Here is a 590-nt window from a genome sequence, read left to right on the forward strand (position 1 = left end):
GGCGGTAACTGGTCGGGGTCACCTGTAAAGATAATACGAACCGATGGATGAATATGGTTGACCAGGCGGTACATGGTCGGCAAATCAATCATGCTGGCTTCATCAATAACGAGCAGATGTTTTTGTTTATCTGAATCAATAGGTTCATTTCGCAGTAACTTTGCAATCGTTGAAGTGATAAAACCAATTGACTCATGCAAGCGCATGGCCGCACGACCACTTAAGGCTACAGCATGTATTTCAAACCCCATTATATGATAGGCACGCAATGCAGTTCTAAGCACTGTCGTTTTGCCTGTTCCAGCACCACCTGTAATGCAACTTACGGCGTTATCCAAGCATGTAGTGACAGCTTCTATTTGTTTCTTTGTTAGCTCATAAGGTAATTCACCAACCGCAGAGCAATATGCAGAATCTGCATACTCGTCATACAAGTTGTTTTGACTGGCAAGCGCATTGAGTCGTTTAGCAACGACATTCTCCATCAATAACTGAGCCGTTGGATGGTATGTGCCTGTTGTGTGATTTAATAAATACTGAGCTTTGTCATGTCCTGCTTTAAAGGCTTTGGCGACAAGTTCTTTGTCCTT

Annotated in this window: 1 protein-coding gene; it reads right to left on the reverse strand. The window is 43.2% G+C overall.

Annotated features, from left to right (window positions below):
- Positions 1–590: AAA family ATPase (locus tag AB4140_RS19315; RefSeq protein WP_372002252.1), on the reverse strand; the 590-nt coding region annotated here is incomplete at both ends.

Source organism: Shewanella sp. 10N.286.51.B2 (assembly GCF_041469265.1).
Lineage (GTDB): Bacteria > Pseudomonadota > Gammaproteobacteria > Enterobacterales > Shewanellaceae > Shewanella.